Here is an 18,070-nt window from a genome sequence, read left to right as displayed (position 1 = left end):
CCTCATCGCTCCCTCCCCGCTTCCTGCACGCGCCTGGACAGCGGCGACAACAGGTATTCAATGATGCGGCGGTCACCGGTCTTGATTTCCGCCGTTGCGGCCAGGCCCGGCGCCAGCGCGCGGCGCCGGCCATCCACTTCGATCCAGGGCCGCAGCAGGCGCACGCGCGCCGGATAGCGCAACCCCTCCTTCTCGGTCTGCACCGCATCACGGCCCACAGTCTCGACCACGCCATCCACCACACCGTAGCGGGTGAACGGATAGGCCTCCAGCTTCACCTCCACCGGCTGCCCGTCGCGGACGAAGCCGGCATCGCGATTGGGCAGCATCGCATCGACCACCAGCTCGCCGTCATGCGGCACCAGCACCATGAGCGCGTCAGCCGGCTTCACCACGCCGCCGATGGTGTGCACCTGTAGTTGCTGCACGACGCCATTCACGGGTGCGCGCAATACCGTGTGCCCAGCCTTGTCATGGGCCTTCTTCAATTCTTCGCCTCGCAACGCGCGTGCCGCTTCCGCCTCAGTCAGGGCGTCCAGTGCTTCACGTGCGAACTCGCTGCGGCTCTTGCTCATCTGCTGGCTGGCCGCCAGCTGCGCAGCGGTCGCTTTACGCTGCTCTTCGCGACGGATCGCCAGGTCCTGGCGCATGCCGACAACACGCTCCTTTACTTCGGCCACCTGCAGTCGCGGCACATAGTTGTCGCGGCTCAGCTCCTCCAGCTTGTTCAACTGGTCGGTAGCCAGCGGCAGCTGCTCTTCCAGCTTGGCGATCTCGGCCAGGATCATGCCGTGCTCGCCATCGCGCTGGCTGCGCTCCTGCTGCAAGCCACCCACAGTGGAATCGAACTCGCGCTGCTTGGCGGCCACCAGTGCCTGCTGGATGGCAATGATGCTGTCAGGTGCTCCCTCCGGTGCGATGAAGCGACCGGCCCGACCGGCAACGTGGTCAACCACGGCCTGCGCCCGTGCCACATCGATCTGCGCGGTCAGCAACGCCTGGCGCGCCTGCTCGACTTCGGCATGGCTGACCGTCGGGTCCAGTTCGAGCAGCGGCGTGCCGGCCTTCACCGACTGCCCTTCAACCACGTGGATCGCACGGACCACACCCTGGTCCGCAGCCTGGATCACCTTCACGTTGCCGCGCGGAATCACCTTGCCTTCGGCCACCGCGACCATGTCCAGGCGGCCAAGGCACGACCAGGCCAATGCGATGGCGAGAAAGGCGATCAGCAGCCAGAGAACGGTGCGGCCGATCGGGTTCGGGGGCTTTTCCAGGATCTCCAGCGCCGCCGGCAGGAAGTCCGGCGCCGCCGAGTCGCGTTGGTCCGGCTGCGCACGCTCCGCGCGCAGGCTCTCGCGCAGGATGCCCAGGTGATGCCTCAGTCCCTTCAACATGCGTGCTGTCCTTGGCTGGGCCCGCGGTGGTCAGTTCAGCGGGGCCGCCACGGCGGGCAGGCCCATCTGTTTGGTGTAGAGCAGTGAGTAACGGCCTCCCGCGCGGAGCAGATCCTCGTGCGTGCCGGTCTCGGTGATGCGGCCACGTTCGAGGGTCACGATGCGGTTGGCCTGGCGTACCGCCGAAAGACGATGCGCGATGATGATCACGGTGCGGCCAGCGGACATCCGCTTGAGGTTGTCCTGGATGACTTCCTCGCTCTCCGCATCCAGCGCCGAGGTCGCTTCGTCGAAGATGAGGATCTTCGGGTCGATGGCCAGCGCGCGAGCGATCGCCAGGCGCTGACGCTGCCCGCCGGAGAGGTTGCCGCCGCGCTCGTCGATGCGCGTGTCGTAGGCCTCGGGCAACTCCAGGATGAAGTCGTGCGCCCCCGCCAGCTTGGCCACCTCCACCACCCGGCTCATCGGCATCGCCGGGTCGGCCATGGCGATGTTCTCGCGCACGCTGCGGTTGAACAGCAGGTTTTCCTGCAGCACCACACCCACCTGTCGCCGCAGCCACGCCGGATCCACCATGGACAGATCGACACCATCCACCAGCACACGGCCGCGCTCCGGGGTGTGCAGGCGCTGGATCAGCTTGGTCAGGGTCGACTTGCCGGATCCCGAGGGCCCGACCACGCCGAGGATCTCACCCGGAGCAATCTCCAGACTGACCGACGACAACACTTCCTGCCCCTCAGGCCGATAGCGGAACGACACGTGCTCCAGCGCGATGCGGCCATCCACTGCCGGCAGGCTGGCACGCGAGGGTGAGCTGGCCGGTTCGGTAGGGGAGTTGAGGATGTCGCCCAGCCGCTCCACGGCAATGCGCGCCTGCTGGAAGTCCTGCGCCAACTGCGCCAGGCGCAGCACCGGCCCGGCAACCTGCCCGGCAAGCATGTTGAACGCCACCAGTTCGCCCACGGTCAGCTTGCCGTCAATCACCAGCCGCGCGCCGAAGAACAGGAGTGCCACGGTGGCCAGCTTGTGGATCAGCTGCACCGCCTGCGAGCCCCAGTTGGCCAGCATGCTGGCGCGGAAGCTGGCCTGGATGTAACCCGCCAGCTGCTTGTCCCAGCGGTTCTGCGCCTGCGGCTCGACCGCCAGCGCCTTGATGGTCTCCACACCGGTCACTGCTTCGACCAGGAACGACTGGTTTTCGGCACCGCGCACGAACTTTTCATCCAGGCGGCGCCGCAGCATCGGCCCGACCACCATGACCACCACCGCGTACAGAGGCAGCGTGATCAGTACGATCAGCAGCAATGCAGGGCTGTACAGCCACATCACGGCCAGGAACACGATGGCGAAGAACAGGTCCAGCACGACCGTCTGCGCCGAAGAGGTGAGGAACTCGCGGATGGTTTCCAGTTCGCGCACGCGCGCCACCGAATCGCCCACCCGGCGCGCCTGGAAATAGGCCAATGGCAGATGCGTGAGGTGGGAGAAGAGCTTCGAGCCAAGTTCGGCATCAACGCGGCTGGTGGTGTGCGAAAACAGGTAGGTGCGCAGTCCGCCCATCAGCACTTCGAACACCGAAACCACCAGCAGGCCGAGGGCAAGCACTTCCAGCGTGGTGATGCCTTTGTGCACCAGTACCTTGTCGATCACCACCTGGAAGAACAGCGGCGTGATCAGTGCCATCAACTGCAGGAAGAACGAGGCTACCAACACGTCACGCAGCAGGCGGCGATACTTCACCAGGGCAGGAATGAACCAACCGACATCGAAGCGCCTCACGGCGCCGGCCACGCTTTCACGCGTGGTCATCAGCAACAGGCGGCCATCGAACTCCTGCGAGAACTCGCCAAGGGACAGCGTGACCGGGCGTCCGTCGGCCGCCGCGTCGAAGCACAACACGTTCTCGGCGTCGGCCTTGAGCACGAGCGTATAGCGCCCGTCGGCCAGGCAGGCGATGGCGGGCAACGGATGGTCGCGCAGCGCGGTTACCCGCGCCTGTACCACGCGTGCTTTGACGTCCATCCGCTTGGCCAGGCGCAACAGATCCTGTGTATCGATACGGCCTTCGGGGTGGCCCAGCTGGTGCCGGAGCTGGTCGGGGTCGGCAGGCCGATCCAGAAACCCCAACAGGGCGACGAAGCACGCCAGCGCGCCTCCATCGTCCACGCACAGTGACTCCTGCAGATCGATCCCTGATCCGTTACTGCCCACGTCAACTGCCTTGTTGTCCCCTGGTGCGCGGACTCTAGGGCCATGCCATGGCAGCTGTCCATCTGCTGAATGCGCTTTTGTGCAAATCAGGTCAAAGTGACAAATTGGTCACATTTTTCAACATCAATCCCGTTCATCCAGACAGGAGCGCACCTGCGAGCGGAGGGCCAGCCTCATGGCATCATGATCGCTGCACGTTCCCTATCCGTTCCCATGACGATCAAAGGCAAAGCCACCTCCCTGGACATCGCCCACCTGGCCGGGGTCTCCCAGCCGACCGTGTCGCGGGCGCTGCGTGGCAGCCCGATGGTCAACGCCGAGACCCGCGAGCGCATCCTGCGCATCGCCCGCGAGCTGAACTACAAGGTCGACAAGAACGCCTCCAGCCTGCGCCTGCGCAACGCCGGCACCCTGGCCCTGCTGTTCTTCGAAGACCCGACCAACGACGACTCGCTGATCAACCCGTTCTTCCACTCGATGCTGGGCTCGATCACCCGCGCCTGCGCCCTGCACGGGCAGGACCTGCTGGTCTCGTTCCAGCAGTTGTCCACCGACTGGCAGGCCGATTACGAGGACAGCAACAAGGCCGACGGCATCATCCTGCTCGGCTACGGCGACTACCACGAATCGCGCGACCGCCTGCAGCGGCTGGTTGAACAGGGCACGCACTTCGTGCGCTGGGGCGCCGCCCTGCCCGGCCAGCCCGGCGTCTCGATCGGCAGCGACAACTTCCAGGGTGGGCATGACATCACCACCCACCTGCTGCAGCAGGGCTGCCGCCGCATCGCCTTCCTCGGCCATGCCTCCAGCCATTACCCCGAATTCCAGGAGCGCTACCGCGGCCATGTCGCGGCCCTGCAGGACCACGGCCTGGCTGCGGAGCCGGCGCTGCAGCACGATGCGATCACCACCGAGGCTTCCGGCCAGGAGGCCTGCCAGGTGCTGCTGGCGCGCGGTGAACCGATCGATGCGATCTGCGCCGCCAGCGACCTGATCGCCATCGGTGCGATGCGCGCGCTCCGCGAGGCTGGCCTGCGGGTGCCACAGGACGTGGCGGTGACCGGCTTCGACGACATCCCACTGGCGGCCTCGGTATCCCCGGCGCTGACCACCGTGCAGCAGGACACCAAGCAGGCCGGACAGCTGCTGGTGGAGCGCCTGCTGGCACTGATCGGCCGGCAACCGGTGGAGAGCCAGAGCATCCCGGTGAAGCTGGTGGTGCGGGAATCTTCGCTGCGCGGGTAAGCGCTGCCAGGCCACCGCCCCACGCCCCAACGTGCGACGACGGAATTCTCCCCCCATGACCAACGGCGGATGCGCACGGAGGCTGATGCGCGGATAACGCGCAGACATCGCCCATGGAAAGGTGTACGTCGCATGCTGAAGATCGATTCGCTGTCCAAGACGTACGCCAACGGCGTGCATGCCCTCAACAACGTCAACCTGGACATTCCGCGCGGCATGTTCGGCCTGCTCGGCCCCAACGGCGCCGGCAAGTCGTCGCTGATGCGCACGCTGTCCACCCTGCAGGAGGCCGACAGCGGCACGGCTACCCTCACCATTCCAGGCGAGGCGCCGATCGACGTACTGCGCGACAAGGACGCGGTGCGCCGCCGGCTGGGCTACCTGCCGCAGGATTTCGGCGTGTACCCGAAAGTCAGCGCGCTGGACCTGCTGGAGCATTTCGCGGTGCTCAAGGGCCTGACCCAGCGCGCGCAGCGCCGCGAGGTGGTCGATGGACTGCTGCAGCAGGTGAACCTGTGGGACGCCCGCAAGCGCAAGCTGGGCACCTACTCCGGCGGCATGCGCCAGCGCTTCGGCATTGCCCAGGCGTTGCTGGGTGACCCGCGGCTGGTGATCGTCGATGAACCCACCGCCGGCCTCGACCCGGAAGAACGCAACCGCTTCCTCAACCTGCTGGCGGCCATCGGCGAGAACGTGGCGGTGATCCTGTCCACCCACATCGTCGAGGACGTAACCGATCTGTGCCCGACGATGGCGATCATGAACAAGGGCCAGGTGCTGCTGACCGGCCGTCCTGCCGAAGCCATCGACGCCCTGCAGCACCAGGTCTGGCGCAAGCAGGTCGATCCTTCTGAACTGGCCGACCACGAAGCGCGCTATGTGGTGCTGTCGACCCGCCTGGTCGGTGGCCGCCCGGTGATCCACGTGCACAGCGCCAACGACCCCGGCGACGGCTTTGCGGCCGTAGCTCCCGACCTCGAGGACGTGTACTTCCAGCGCCTGCGCCTGCAGGCCCGTGCCCGCGCGGCAGCCTGAGCGGAGCACGCCATGATCCTCAACTTCTTCCGCTTCGAGCTGCGCGAGCAGCTGCGTTCCCCGCTGCTGTGGCTGCTGGCCGGGCTGTTCGCCCTGCTCGCCTTCGCCGCCGCCTCCAGCGACGCCGTGCAGATCGGTGGCGGCACTGGCAACGTGCACAGCAACGCGCCCACCGTGATCGCGCAGATGCTGGGCATCTTCACCCTGCTTGGCATGCTGGTCACCGCACTGTTCGTCAGCAATGCGCTGTTGCGTGACTTCGAACTCGGCACCGCCGAACTGATCTTCGCCAGTCCGGTGAAGCGCCGCGATTACCTGGCCGGGCGCATCGCTGCCGCCCTGGCGGCCGGGCTGCTGGTCTACGTCCTGATCGCGTTCGGCCTGTGGCTGGCGCCGTTCATGCCGTGGGTCGATCCCGAGCGCATGGGCCCGATCAGCTGGCAGGGCTATGCGTGGACGTTCGCGGTCATCGTCATTCCGAACCTGCTGTTCACCACCGCGCTGCTGTCGCTGCTGGCGGCGCTGACGCGCTCGATCCTGTGGGTCTACATCGGCCTGGTGGCCTACCTGGTGCTGTACGGCGCCAGCGCGGCCCTGCTGCGCGACATCGACAACACGTGGATCGCGGTGCTGAGCGAACCGTTGGGCATGCGCGCACTGGGCCGCACGATCCGCTACTGGTCCACCGCCGAACGCAACAACGGGATTCCCGAGCTGGCCGGTTACCTGCTGGCCAATCGCGCCCTGTGGTTGGGCGTGGCTGCCGCGCTGTTCACCGCCACCTTCGCGCTGTTCCGCACCGAACGCAGCGGCAGTGGCCGTCGGCGCTGGGGCCGCAGGCAGGCGCAACCGGTTGCCGATGCCGGCGCCGTCCGCCCCACCCGCGCAACGCTGCCGCGCGTGGTACCGGCGTTCACTACCACCACGGCGTGGCAGCAGTTCCTGCGCCAGGTCCGCTTCGATACACGTGGCGTCCTGCGCAGCGTGCCGTTCATCGTGCTGCTCGTGCTCGGCCTGGCCAACTTCCTGCCCAGCGCGCTGTTCCGGCAGACCCTGTACGGCACCTCGATCTGGCCGGTCACCTCGCAGATGATCATGGGCCTGCAGGGCGCCTTCAGCTGGCTGCTGGTGATCATCGTGCTGTTCTTCGCCGGTGAGCTGGTCTGGAAGGAACGCAGCGCGCGCATCAATGAAGTGACCGATGCCATGCCGGTGCCGAACTGGGTGCCGCTGCTGGCCAAGTTCACCGCACTGCTGGCGGTGATCATCTGCTTCCAGGCCGCCGGCGCGCTGGCGGCGATGGGCGTGCAGCTGGCCAAGGGATACACGCATCTGGAGCCGATGCTGTACCTGCGCAGCCTGGCCCTGGATTCGGTGGTCTACATCCTGATGGGCGGCCTGGCGCTGGTGCTGCAGGTGCTCACCAACAACAAGTTCGTCGGCTACGCACTGCTGATCGTGGTGATGATCGGCCAGGGCGTGCTCGGCCTGCTCGACTACACGCAGAACCTGTACAACTTCGGCAGCTGGCCCAACGCGCCCTATTCGGACATGAACGGCTACGGCCACTTCCTGACCGGGCAGCTGGCGTTCCAGGGCTACTGGGCCCTGTTCCTGTTGACGTTGATGTGCCTGGCATCGGCATTCTGGGTGCGCGGTGTCAGCCAAGGGTTGCGCCAGCGCCTGGCCCTGGCCGGCCGCCGCCTGCGCGGCCCGACCGGGGTCTTCGCTGGCGTAGCGGCCTTGGCCTTCATCGGCGTGGGCGGCTGGCTGTACTGGAGCACCAACATCCGCAACGAGTTCATCTCGCCCGACCAGCAGCTGGATCTGCAGGCCCGCTACGAGCGCGAGCTGTCGAAGTACCGCACTTTGCCGCAGCCTCGCATCGTGGCGGTGGACAACCGCGTGGACCTGTTCCCCGAATCGCAGTCGATGGTGATCGATGCGAACTGGACGGTGCGCAACACGCATGCCGTGCCAATCCAGGACGTGCATGTCTCGATGGGCGACGACAAGCAGCTGGTCGCGGCTGACCTGGGTGGGCAGACCTTGTCGATGCACGACGCCGACCTTGGCTACCGCATCTACCGCCTGGCCGCGCCACTGCAACCGGGTGAAAGCCGCAACGTCCACTTCCGGGTGGTGCAGAAACCCAACGGCATCACCGCCGGCCAGGCGCCGAGCAACATCGTCGACAACGGCACGTTCTTCAACAGCCGCGTACTGCCGTCGTTCGGCTACAACGAAGGCGCCGAGATCAGCGACCGCAACGAGCGGCGCAAGCGCGGCCTGGGTGAGCCGCGGCGCATGCCCAAGCTGGAAGACGAAGCCGCGCGCGCCAACACCTACATTTCCAACGATGCCGACTGGCTCGATTTCCGCACCACGGTCTGCACCGCGCCGGACCAAGTGGCGCTGGCGCCGGGCTACCTGCAGAAGGAGACCACGGTGAATGGCCGCCGCTGCTTCAGCTACGCCATGGATCGGCCGATGCTGAACTTCTACGCCTATCTGTCGGCACGCTGGGAGGTGCGCAGGGCGAAGTACAGGGACATCCCGATCGAGGTCTACTTCGACCCGGCGCACGGCTACAACGTGGACCGGATGATCGAAGCGGTGCAGAAGTCGCTGACCTACTACGAAGCGAACTTCACGCCCTACCAGCACCGCCAGGTACGCATCATCGAGTTCCCGGGCTATGCGCGTTTCGCGCAGTCGTTCGCCAACACCATCCCCTACTCCGAGGCCATCGGCTTCATCGCCGACCTGCGCGATCCGGACAAGGTGGACTACGTGTTCTACGTGACCGCGCACGAGATCGCGCACCAGTGGTGGGCGCACCAGGTGATCGGTGCCAACGTGCAGGGCGCGACGGTGCTGTCCGAATCGTTGTCGCAGTACTCTGCGCTGATGGTGATGGAGCAGGAGTACGGCCGCCAGCACATGCGCCAGTTCCTCAAGCGCGAACTGGACGGCTATCTGTCCGGCCGCGGCGGCGAGGCCATCGAGGAACAGCCGCTGGAACGTGTGGAGAATCAGCAGTACATCCACTACCAGAAGGGTTCGCTGGTGTTCTACCGGCTGCGCGAGGAGATCGGCGAGCAGGCGCTTAACCGCGCATTGAAGCGCTTCCTGCAGGACAAGGGGTACCAGCAACCGCCGTACACCACCTCACGCGAGCTGCTGGACTACATCCGCGCCGAGACCCCGGCCGACCGCCAGCAGCTGGTCACCGACCTGTTCGAGAAGATCAGCTTCTACGACAACCGCGTGATGGCCGCCAGCGCCCGCAAGCGCGATGACGGCCGCTACGACGTGACCCTGGACCTGCACGCCGCCAAGCAGTACGCCGACGGCAAGGGCAAGGAGAGCGACGGAAAGATGGATGACTGGGTCGAGGTCGGCGTGTTCGCCAATGGGCCGTCGGGCAAGGAGCGCGACCAGAAGGTGCTGTACCTGCAGCGCCACCACATCACCAGCGCCGATCCGAAGATCACAGTGACGGTGGATGAAAAGCCGGACGAAGCAGGCTTCGATCCCTACAACAAGCTGATCGACCGGGTGAGCGATGACAACCGGCGCAAGGTAACGATGTGAGGTATGCGGTGGTGCCAGTCAAATGGCTGGCATCACTGCTGCAGACAGAAACGACATGCCACGCCCAATTGCGTCATTTAAAGTCCTGATTGGCCAGAGATGCAGGGACACCACCAGATTCCATTTCAAGGCAAGCGATACTCTCCGTGAACCTTCGAGAGGCCGCGATGACATCCAGCCATATCTACTTCGCCGCACACGGAATCTCCACATCACTGAACTGGGCAGCCGAGGTATTGGCCGACTGTGGTCTTGAGCTCGAATTGGAGCTGGATGGGAACAGTGTTCTCATTACGGGCGATGAAGACGTTCGCCTGCGGCTCTCTCTCAACGACGCGCCCCATGTCCTCCAGGAAGCCATCGAGCTAGCGCATGGCACTGAACACGTACATGCCATGAGCCAGTGCACGGCCAGATTCGAGATCTCAATCACCGACCTGGAGGCGGTTTTGGATGAGATGAACACGCTGATCGAGGTCCAGCAGACACTGCTCACCGCCGTGGACGGTGTCCTGTGGAACGAGTGGAACGAAGCACTCAGCCGGTGATTTCCGGCTGAGGCCTGGCCTTCGGCCCCAGCAACGCCAGCAGCACATAGACCACGATCGAGGCGACGGTACCGAGCGCCGCCGGCAACCCGAATGCCCACGCCGAACGGCGCTGCTGGCGCGCCCACTGGGCCAGATGCCAGGCCGCGCCCAGGTTGATCAGCCAGGCAATGACGAACACCGGCCATAGCACCATGCCCACCGCGCGCAGCAGGGGCATGGACACCAGCGCGGCAGCGATCGCCGCGATCAGGAAGATCAGGGCCGAGCGGGAATGGCGTGCCGTGGATACGCTCATGCGGCCAACCTGCGCACCATCACCAGCACGCGATAGCTGCGGTTGTCGGCTTCCTGCAGCGGCTTCCAGCCCAGCCGCGCATACAGCCCACCGTCCAGGGCCTCGGTCTGCAGGTAGAGATCGGAAACCCCCATCCGCACCGCCTGCGCCGCTGCTTGCTCCACCAGCGCGCCAGCCAGCCCACGCCCGCGATGGCTGTCGGCCACGAACACGCTGCCCAGCCAATGTTCGTACTGTGGGAACGCCTGCATTTCCCGCCGCTTGAGCTGGACTGCGCCAACCACCTGACCGTCATCGAATACGGCGATCAGGTGCGGGAAACCTTCGGCGTCCTGTGGCGGATTGAGCCGCTGCAGTTCCTGTTCCACTGTCAGGCCGGCGTCCTGGCCCCATTCCGCGTGGTACCACTGGGCCAATTGCTGCCGTTCCGGTGCGTCGGCAGGTAGTCCCCTGAATTCCATGGCAATGCCTCGATCCCGATGTCACCCAAGGGGATCATGGACGGCGCCCGAAGGGAAGCCTTCTGTAAAGTCGAGCCATGCTCGACACATCAGGCCATGCGCGAAAGGCAGTCGAGATCCTATGTTCGTGGTCAAGCCTGCTGGAAGCAGGCTTGACCCACCTTCAGCATGGCCGGATCGAAGTCCCGGCCGCTTTTGAAGACACCCCAGGCGATCCTGGCCAGCTTTCTGGCCAGGATGTTGAAGACGGCGGTGCTGGGGTGACCGCGTTTTGACAGCTCGTCGTAGAGCGGTTGCCCCCGACGACACCGCTTGAGCCCCATGGCGGCCATGTAGAGCATCTGGCGCAGCACTGGCGCGCCCTGTTTGGACAGCCTACGCCGTCCCGTTCTGCCGCCAGACTCGTTAGGCCGGGGATCCAGGCCGGTGCAGGCGATCCACGCGTTGGCGTTGGCCAACGGCCAGCGCGTCATGTAGTAGATCAGGTGAGCGGCGACGGCAGGGCCGACACCAGGGATGGTCAACAGGCGCTTGTAGAGCGTGCCATGCTCTCCATCGCGACCCAAGCGCTGCAGTTCGCTTTCCAGCTCGGACAGCGTCCCAGCCAGAGCGCAGAACAGATCTGACAGCTCCCCGGGGGCACTTTTGCTTACCCCGAAGGATTGCTCCAGGCGCGCGCGTGTCTTTACCAGCGTCTGCCGCTTGCGCAGCAAATCGTGCATCTGCTGCTGCTCGTCGGTACGCGGTACGTATTCACGCAGGCGATCGTTCTCCTTCTTCACGTACCGGGCGATCGCTTCGGCGTCCATGGCGTCCGTCTTGCCACGCGAGCCCGTCGCCCGGCCGTAGTGCTTGATCAGACGTGGATTGATCACATAGACAACGTGGCCTGCCTGGCCAGCCATCCGAGCCAACAACTCGTAGTACCGCCCCGTCGCCTCCATGCCAATCCGGCATCGCTGGGGCAAGGTGTTGAGCCACTGGGCTATGCCGGCCCGGGTGTTGGCGATCCTGTCGCCGGCCTTGCGGTCGGCCACTGCCGGTACGAACTCCTTGGAGTCCACGTCCACGCCAATATCGAGAGAATCAGACATTTGTACGGCTCCCAGCTATCTTTAAGGGGCTGGGGTGGTACCGCACCGACGTTAGCTTGCCTACATCGACGATCCCCTTTGGGGGCCGTACGATCCTTTATCGACGTTCGTGTGCGGGATGGGGATCGCTCGACTCGTCTGTCGGCTAGTATCCGCAGATGCATGCTTGACGGTCCCTCCACCCTGGCTCCTACATACCTCGTAGGAGCCGGGAGGAACATACAAGCATGGCTCGACGCTACAAATGGCGCGACGGCAACTCAGCCTTGGGCGAAGTCCTTCAGGATCTCGCCAACGCCGCTGGGCGAGATCTCAAAGCCCAGCGAAGTACCCGGGTTGATCACCACGCCGTAGCCACCCGGCACGCGGCGCAGCACGTCCAGCATCAGCCAGCGGATCTGGTGTTCGGCCTGCTGGCTGTAGACGCCCACCCGCGACGGCTCGGTGAACACCGCCACATGCAGGGTGCCCTGCTTGTCGAACAGCAGCGGGTCGAAGCCGCTGCCGTCCGGGGTGACCAGGCTGCCGGTCAGCAGCACTACCTCGGAAGCGACGAAGGCCTCCATGAAGGCGCGGATCGGCACCGCCCCGTCCATCGCCGCCTTCAGCAGGGTTTCGATCGGGGTCTGCGGGGCGAGGTCGGTCATGGCGATACGGCGGGGCGTGAGGGGTGCCTATTGTAGAGTCGAGCTTGCTCGACTGCTCGAAAAGCGTGCCAACCAAGGTTGGCACCCACCAGAGCGGTAGGCAGGTGCCATGGATTCATGGGTTGCCGGCCAGCGGCCGGCACTACCGCCCCAGCCGCTGATCCCGCGCCTTCTGGTCGGCCATCGCCTTGTCCAGCTCGGCCTGCAATGCCGGCTGCTGCACGGCGGCGTCCAGCACGTAGACCTTCACGCCGTGCGCGGGTACGTCGGCCTTCAGGGATGCATCCACCTGCAACGAACCGCCGTCCAGCGCATCGCGCCAGCGGCCGGACTGGACGAAACGCGCCACGGTGAGGGTCCTGGCCTGGTCGCCCTTGTTCAGCAGCACCAGCGCGGTCTGCGCCACCTCGCCATGCTGCAGCACGCGGAAGAACACTGCCTCATCGCCCTGCAGGCGCTCGTTCACCTGCAGGCCGCGCTGCAGCGCCGGGGTGGCTTCGCGCAGCCTGGCGATACGCTGCAGCGGCGCGAAGATCGGGCTCTTCGGCGCCGCATCCACACGCGGCTGGCCGAAGTACGCACGATTGCCGGCATGCTCGGCACGGCCACGCATGAAGCCCGTCTCCGAACCGTAGTAGACCACCGGAATGCCGCGCGCGGTGAACAGCCAGTTGTGCGCATCGATGAAGCCGTTGTCACTGGCCTGAAGGCGCGGCATGTCGTGGTTGTCGTAGAAGCTCATCAGCTCGTACGGATTGGCATACGGGCCACCGCTCAGGTGCAGTGGCTCAGCCAGGGTCTCGAAGCCCTTGGCGGCGGTGCCGAAGGTCTGCTCCAGTGCGCCGCGCAATGGGAAATCGAGCACGCTCACGTTCGCGTTGGCGTGCCAGGTGTGCTCGGCGATGCGCGCGGCATCGTAGTCGAACGCTTCGCCGAACATGAACATGCCCGGATGCTCGGCGCGGATGCGCTTGACGAATTCATGCCACCACGGGTGTGGCAGCCAGCCGATGGTGTCAATGCGCAACGCGTCCACGCCCTGCGCGGTCCACTGCAGGTAGGCGCCGACCAGGTAGTCCATCACCGCCGGATTGTCCTGGTTGAAGTCCGACAGCTCGGCCAGGTTGCCGTCGAAGATCGAGCCGTCCTTGCTGTCGACCGGACCGATGTTGTTGTAGAACGCGTGCAACGGGTTGTGCTTCGGATCCAGTTTCTGCGGCGGCAGGTTCTGGTGGTCGGCAATCAGCGTTCCGTCCTTGTCGAAGATCTGCCCGAACTGCGGCTGTCGCGTCGGCATGGTCCAGGCCGGCGAGCCGTGGTTGCCCACGATATCCAGCACCACCTTCAAGCCAGCACCGTGCAGGCCCTTGGTCAACCCGGCGAAATCCAGGTCTTTGCTGGGCAGGTGCTCATCAAGTTTGTAGAAGTTGATACCCCAGTACCCGTGGTAGCCGGTCTTGCCGCGGTCGGTCAGCGTGCTGGTGCAGCTGATCGGCTTGCTGCCGGTGAACGCCTCGTCCGGATTGTCCACGATCGGCGTGATCCATACCGCGCCGAAACCGAGGTTGCGGATGTACTGCGCGTTGTCGAGCACGCCGCGAAAATCACCACCGAGGTAGCCGATGTTGCCGTCCACCTTGTCCGGGCACGGCACCGGGATGTCGAAGGTGCGGTGCGCGCCACCCTGGTCACGATGGTCATTGGACGGGTCACCGTTGACGAAGCGGTCGGTGACCACGAAGTACACCGCATCGCTGGCGAACGGTTCGGTGGTACCCACATAGTCCGGGCGTGGCGCGGCCGCCGCATGGCCGGCCAGCAGTACCAGGGAAACAGCAACAGACAGCACACCGCGCATCACACCACCTCCGGACGGGACGGAACCCGCAGCACGCACAGGCCGGCCAGGAACAGGCTGCAGCCGCCCAGCACCAGCACATGCATCGGCTGGCCACCCAGCCATGCACGCAGGGCAAAGCCAAGCGCACTGGCCGCCACCAGCTGCGGGATCACGATGAAGAAATTGAAGATGCCCATGTACACACCCATCTTCGACGCCGGCACGCTGTCGGACAGCAGTGCATACGGCAACGACAGGATCGAGGCCCAGGCAAAGCCCACACCCACCATCGACAGCAGCAGCCAATGCGGGTCGCGGATGAACATCAGCGAGACCAGGCCGGCGCCGCCCAGCCACAGGTTGACCAGGTGGCTCCAGCGCAGGCCGATCGCACGCACCATCGGCGGAATCAGCACCGCCGCCAGCGCAGCGAAGCCGTTGTAGGCGCCAAACAGCACGCCCACCCAGTTGGCACCTTCGTTGTAGGCGGCCGACTGTGGATCGGTCGAACCGAAGTGGGTACCGGCCACCGCAGCGGTGGTGTAGATCCACATGGCGAACAGCGCGAACCACGAGAAGAACTGCACCCACGCCAGGCGACGCATGGTCACCGGCATCGCGCGCAGGTCGCCGACGATGGCGGCCAGCATATGCGTGGCCGGCAACGCACGCGCGGCCGCCAGCAGCAGGCCGTAGCCGGCGCACAGTCCTGCCAGCACATACAGCATCCTGTCGCCCTGCCGCCAGGCGATCAGCAGCGCCAGCACCACGCCGAGCCCCAGCCACAGCGCCACCTGTGCCCACGGCGCGGGGCCACTGATCGCAGCCCCTGCGTGGTGCGCCGGCGGCTCGGCATCGTCAAACCCGGCCAGCTCCGCCGGCGAGTACTCGCGGGTGCTGACCACCGTCCAGGTGATCGCCGCCAGCAGCACCACCGCGCCGAAGTAGAACGCATAGCGCACGGTATCGGGCACTTCGCCGGCAGCTGCGGTATTGGCAACACCGAAGTGGGCCAGGATGAACGGCAGGAAGCTGGCGACGATGGCGCCCACACCGATGAAGAAGCTCTGCATGGCATAGCCGGCCGGACGCTGGCGCGGCGCCAGCTGATCGCCGACGAAGGCGCGGAACGGTTCCATCGACACGTTGATCGAGGCGTCCAGCACCCACAAGGTACCGGCGGCGATCCACAGCGTCGGCGAATTCGGCATCACCAGCAGCGCCAGCGTAGTCAGTACCGCACCGATCATGAAGAACGGGCGGCGACGGCCCCAGCGCGTCCAGGTGCGATCGGACAGGTAACCGATCACCGGCTGCACCAGCAGGCCAGTCAGTGGCGCCGCGATCCACAGCCCGGGCACCGCGTCCATGTCCGCGCCCAGTGTCTCGAAGATGCGGCTGGCGTTGGCGTTCTGCAGGGCGAATCCGAACTGGATGCCGAGGAAGCCGAAACACATGTTCCAGATCTGCCAGAACGACAACTGCGGTTTGGCGGGACGACTCATCGTGCGCCCTCTTCCATCGCCACCGGCGCCACCGTCAGTGCCTGCACCTGGGCCTGGTTGAGCACACCATCACGCCCGCCCTTGCCGCCGGTGTAGTGCGCGAAGTGCTGCAGCGCGCTCATGTTGAAGCCCTCTTCAAGCGCGACCGTGCATTGCCCCTTGGGCACCGTGAATGTCGCCGAGGTCGAGTCCTGCATCGCCACGCTGTGCGGCAGAGTGACCGTATGCCGCTGCAATGGCTGGCCCGGGCACTGCAGCACCAGCTGCTTGACCGCAGCGGTGACGCCGGTGTTGATCGGCCCGTTCGGGTTGCGGTACTGCAGGCGCAGGCGCACCTGCCCGGCCTTGACCGAGGTGAACTGCCAGCGTTCCTCGCCCTTCAGCACCTGCTGCGGACCGACGCAGAGCGTCGGGCTGTGCAGCGACTCCAGCGCACCCTCGCGCAGGGTCAGGCTGAGGCAGTGCTGCAGGCCATCGTCGCTGATGTGCACCGGGCCATTGCTGGCGACGAGGGCCCTGCCGTCCTTCCACAGAACCTGCTCGGCTTGCACCGGAACGTTCCAGCCCGTGCCCTTGCGCAGAGCCTGCGGTGCCGCCGGTGTTGCGGGCGCACGTGCGTTGGCATCCGCAGTCGTGGCAGAAAAAACGGTTGCTGCCGGGTCGGCGACCAGCTGCACCGTGGTAGTCGTGCCACGTGTGATGGCGCTGCCGGCCACCAGCAGGCCATCGCCCACGTTCTGCGGGCGCTCCAGCACATAGCGCCTGCCGTTGGCTTCCAGCGTGATGCGGGGGTGCGTGCCGAACAGCTCCGGCACCAGCACGGCCGGCAGCTTGGGCTGCACGCGGCCATCGTCCTGCACACCGAACACACCTTCAAGCACCATCGACAGGTAGCCGGCCACCGACCACAACTGGCGTTCGGAGTTGACCACCGGGCCGCTCAGCGCACCTTCCTCGACATGCACGGCCTGGCTGACCAGTTCGTAGTTTTCCATGTTGGAACCGGCCAGCGCCGCGCCCTGCATCAGCGAACGGATCTCAGCGGCGATGCGCGGCGCATCGTCCAGCTGCCGCGCCGCACGCAGAGAGTACGCGCTGACAAACGGCCAGATCGCGCGGTTGTGGTAGATCGGTTGCTGCGATTCCTGCGGCCAGACCACCGGGCTGCCGGCTGGCCCCATCGGGTAGGCAGCCAGTGCACGGCGCGCGCGCTCGGGCGGCAGCACCTCGGCGAGGATGCCCAGCGACAGCCCGAGCAGATCGACCTTGACGTACGGCACCGGGTGCGCGGCTTCGCCGATGTAGCTCATGTACTGGCCGATATCCTCGCGCCAGAAGCGTGCATCGATCTGCTGTGCCAGCGCATCGGCCCACGCCTTGTACTCGGCCGCGCGGGCGTCGCCGTGCTGGCCGGCCAGGCGTTCGGCCAGGCGCAGTGCCTGGTAGTGCAGCACGTTGGTGGACAGTGCGTAGGAATCACCGATGAAGCGCACGTCCTCGCGGGTCCAGTCCGGATAGGTCTGCTCGCGCCAGTCCAGGAACGAGGTCTCACCACGGTACAGGCCCACCTGCGCGTCGAACACCATCGCGCGGTCCTGCGCCAGCGTGCCCTGCAGCGCCTGCCAGACCTGGTCGGCAAACGCGCGATCGTCCAGCAGGTGGCGTGCCGCCAGGAACCACACCACCCGGTCGCTGCTGATCGGCCAGCTGCCGCCGGAACCGGTGTCCTGCGCGACGAACAGGCCGGGCGTATGGCCATCGCGCGCTGCCGAGAGCTTGAACTGAAGCGACTGCCGGGTGCGCTGCGGGTCCAGCCGCGCCAGCGCCAGGTCGGCGGCGAAGCTGACATCGCGGGTCCACACGTAGGGCCAGCGCGCGCCGGTCTGGAAGCACTCGCATGGCACCGGCCGGCCTTCATCGAACGCGGGATCGCGGATCGCATCCACGCGGTCCTGGTCCATCTCCTGCTGGGCCAGCGCGAACAGTGCATCGAACATCACGCTGCCGGTCTGGCTGCGCATCGGCATGGGCGCGATACGCACCTCAGCCTTCGGCGCATGCAGCACGTAGCTGCCGTTGGCAGCGGCTTCGGCGCGCGCATGGCGGCCGTCGAATTGCAGGTCGGCCGCCTGCGCGGTCGATTCCAGCGCTGCCCCCAGGGCAGCGGTCAGGCAAATGATCTTCAGCAT

13 protein-coding genes are annotated in these 18,070 nt (G+C 65.9%); 4 read left to right on the top strand and 9 right to left on the bottom strand.

The features are described from left to right. Positions 1-2 precede the first annotated feature (2 nt). Complete coding sequence (locus ACZK13_RS05265) at positions 3-1,397, bottom strand: HlyD family type I secretion periplasmic adaptor subunit (RefSeq protein ID WP_125893699.1); 1,395 nt, start codon at positions 1,395-1,397, stop codon at positions 3-5. A gap of 30 nt (positions 1,398-1,427) precedes the next feature. Continuing rightward, a complete protein-coding gene (locus tag ACZK13_RS05260; protein WP_235202901.1) occupies positions 1,428-3,566 on the bottom strand; it encodes a type I secretion system permease/ATPase in 2,139 nt (712 codons plus the stop codon). Between the two features lie 258 nt (positions 3,567-3,824). Here ACZK13_RS05260 and ACZK13_RS05255 point away from each other — a divergent pair, with 258 nt between their 5' ends. From ACZK13_RS05255 to ACZK13_RS05240, 4 genes are all read left to right on the top strand, one after another. Further along, a complete protein-coding gene (locus ACZK13_RS05255) occupies positions 3,825-4,856 on the top strand; it encodes a LacI family DNA-binding transcriptional regulator (RefSeq protein ID WP_032129583.1) in 1,032 nt (343 codons plus the stop codon). Positions 4,857-4,988: 132 nt separating this feature from the next. After that, complete coding sequence (locus ACZK13_RS05250; protein WP_024956967.1) at positions 4,989-5,891, top strand: ABC transporter ATP-binding protein; 903 nt, start codon at positions 4,989-4,991, stop codon at positions 5,889-5,891. 12 nt (positions 5,892-5,903) lie between these two features. After that, entirely contained in the window at positions 5,904-9,488 is a 3,585-nt protein-coding gene (locus ACZK13_RS05245) for an ABC transporter permease/M1 family aminopeptidase (protein WP_478482327.1), read from the top strand. A 146-nt stretch (positions 9,489-9,634) separates the two neighbouring features. Beyond that, positions 9,635-10,036, top strand: a complete 402-nt coding sequence (locus tag ACZK13_RS05240) for a hypothetical protein (protein WP_253145358.1) — start codon at positions 9,635-9,637, stop codon at positions 10,034-10,036. Here ACZK13_RS05240 and ACZK13_RS05235 read toward each other — a convergent pair. The 7 genes from ACZK13_RS05235 to ACZK13_RS05205 form a co-directional block, all read right to left on the bottom strand. After that, on the bottom strand, positions 10,026-10,334 hold the full coding sequence (locus ACZK13_RS05235; protein ID WP_005412552.1) for a hypothetical protein: 309 nt from the start codon (positions 10,332-10,334) through the stop codon (positions 10,026-10,028). The genes ACZK13_RS05240 and ACZK13_RS05235 overlap by 11 nt on opposite strands. Continuing rightward, positions 10,331-10,795 carry a GNAT family N-acetyltransferase gene (locus ACZK13_RS05230; protein WP_253145356.1) on the bottom strand — a complete coding sequence of 155 codons (465 nt, stop codon included), beginning with the start codon at positions 10,793-10,795 and terminating at the stop codon, positions 10,331-10,333. The genes ACZK13_RS05235 and ACZK13_RS05230 overlap by 4 nt, the downstream gene beginning before the upstream one ends. Before the next feature lie 131 nt (positions 10,796-10,926). Further along, a complete protein-coding gene (locus ACZK13_RS05225; protein ID WP_182266802.1) occupies positions 10,927-11,889 on the bottom strand; it encodes an IS110 family transposase in 963 nt (320 codons plus the stop codon). A 260-nt stretch (positions 11,890-12,149) separates the two neighbouring features. Further along, positions 12,150-12,536, bottom strand: coding sequence for an SseB family protein (locus ACZK13_RS05220; protein ID WP_024956961.1), 387 nt, complete (start codon positions 12,534-12,536; stop codon positions 12,150-12,152). A gap of 142 nt (positions 12,537-12,678) precedes the next feature. Beyond that, positions 12,679-14,394, bottom strand: coding sequence for an alpha-amylase family glycosyl hydrolase (locus ACZK13_RS05215; protein WP_253144225.1), 1,716 nt, complete (start codon positions 14,392-14,394; stop codon positions 12,679-12,681). Further along, complete coding sequence (locus tag ACZK13_RS05210; protein WP_478482326.1) at positions 14,394-15,881, bottom strand: MFS transporter; 1,488 nt, start codon at positions 15,879-15,881, stop codon at positions 14,394-14,396. Before ACZK13_RS05210 ends, ACZK13_RS05215 begins: the two co-directional genes overlap by 1 nt. After that, positions 15,878-18,070, bottom strand: coding sequence for a glucosidase family protein (locus tag ACZK13_RS05205; RefSeq protein WP_478445551.1), 2,193 nt, complete (start codon positions 18,068-18,070; stop codon positions 15,878-15,880). The genes ACZK13_RS05210 and ACZK13_RS05205 overlap by 4 nt, the downstream gene beginning before the upstream one ends.

Source organism: Stenotrophomonas sp. 99219_Sma, from assembly GCF_056480785.1.
Note: the sequence above shows the minus strand (reverse complement) of the source record. Positions and strands in the feature narration are given on the sequence as shown.

Coding starts and splice junctions, on each gene's coding strand:
- ACZK13_RS05265 (WP_125893699.1), bottom strand. CDS start 1,397: ATGTTGAAGGGACTGAGGCATCACCTGGGCATCCTGCGCGAGAGCCTG.
- ACZK13_RS05255 (WP_032129583.1), top strand. CDS start 3,825: ATGACGATCAAAGGCAAAGCCACCTCCCTGGACATCGCCCACCTGGCC.
- ACZK13_RS05250 (WP_024956967.1), top strand. CDS start 4,989: ATGCTGAAGATCGATTCGCTGTCCAAGACGTACGCCAACGGCGTGCAT.
- ACZK13_RS05245 (WP_478482327.1), top strand. CDS start 5,904: ATGATCCTCAACTTCTTCCGCTTCGAGCTGCGCGAGCAGCTGCGTTCC.
- ACZK13_RS05235 (WP_005412552.1), bottom strand. CDS start 10,334: ATGAGCGTATCCACGGCACGCCATTCCCGCTCGGCCCTGATCTTCCTG.
- ACZK13_RS05230 (WP_253145356.1), bottom strand. CDS start 10,795: ATGGAATTCAGGGGACTACCTGCCGACGCACCGGAACGGCAGCAATTG.
- ACZK13_RS05225 (WP_182266802.1), bottom strand. CDS start 11,889: ATGTCTGATTCTCTCGATATTGGCGTGGACGTGGACTCCAAGGAGTTC.
- ACZK13_RS05220 (WP_024956961.1), bottom strand. CDS start 12,536: ATGACCGACCTCGCCCCGCAGACCCCGATCGAAACCCTGCTGAAGGCG.
- ACZK13_RS05215 (WP_253144225.1), bottom strand. CDS start 14,394: ATGCGCGGTGTGCTGTCTGTTGCTGTTTCCCTGGTACTGCTGGCCGGC.
- ACZK13_RS05210 (WP_478482326.1), bottom strand. CDS start 15,881: ATGAGTCGTCCCGCCAAACCGCAGTTGTCGTTCTGGCAGATCTGGAAC.
- ACZK13_RS05205 (WP_478445551.1), bottom strand. CDS start 18,070: ATGCTGAAGATCATTTGCCTGACCGCTGCCCTGGGGGCAGCGCTGGAA.